Source organism: Oleiphilus sp. HI0066 (assembly GCF_001635725.1).
In genome coordinates this window covers 1-533 of the sequence record NZ_LWFH01001573.1, presented here as the reverse complement: position 1 = coordinate 533, position 533 = coordinate 1, and the positions used below count along the sequence as shown (strand labels likewise).

Here is a 533-nt window from a genome sequence, read left to right as displayed (position 1 = left end):
ATATCTCGAGCAGTTATTTTCTAAGTTGCGCCGACGCAAGCTCGTCGCAAGTACGCGCGGCCCTGGTGGCGGATATACGCTAGGCCAAATGGAATGCTCTGTGTCGATTGCGGCGATCATAGATGCAGTAGACGAGTCGATAGATTCAACGAAGTGTCAAGATAAAGGCAATTGCCAGCAAGGTCAGAAGTGCCTTACTCACCATCTGTGGTCCGATCTGAGCGAACAGATCCACTCTTTTTTGAGCGATATTACACTAGAACAGCTTATGTCGAAGCGTGAAGTGATCGAAACTGCAGAGCGACAAAATTCTCTTGCGGGTCTAATATACGCCGAGCAGTGAAATATCTCTTGTAGAGCGAAACAAATGATTTATCTCGATTATGCGGCGACGACGCCAGCAGATCCTCGTGTTGTTGAAAAAATGTTGGCTTATTTGGGCCACGATTCTTGTTACGCAAATCCAGCATCTCGCTCCCATATGTTAGGTTGGCAAGCTGAGGCAGCCGTCGAAAGTGCACGCAAACAAATTG

2 protein-coding genes are annotated in these 533 nt (G+C 47.7%); both read left to right on the top strand.

Going from position 1 to position 533, the window contains the following annotated elements; genetic code table 11:
• The coding region (locus A3738_RS24875; RefSeq protein ID WP_156504479.1) for an Rrf2 family transcriptional regulator at positions 1 to 343 on the top strand (343 nt) is incomplete at its 5' end.
• Between the two features lie 24 nt (positions 344 to 367).
• On the top strand, positions 368 to 533 hold a 166-nt coding region (locus tag A3738_RS30160), incomplete at its 3' end, for an aminotransferase class V-fold PLP-dependent enzyme (RefSeq protein ID WP_156504478.1).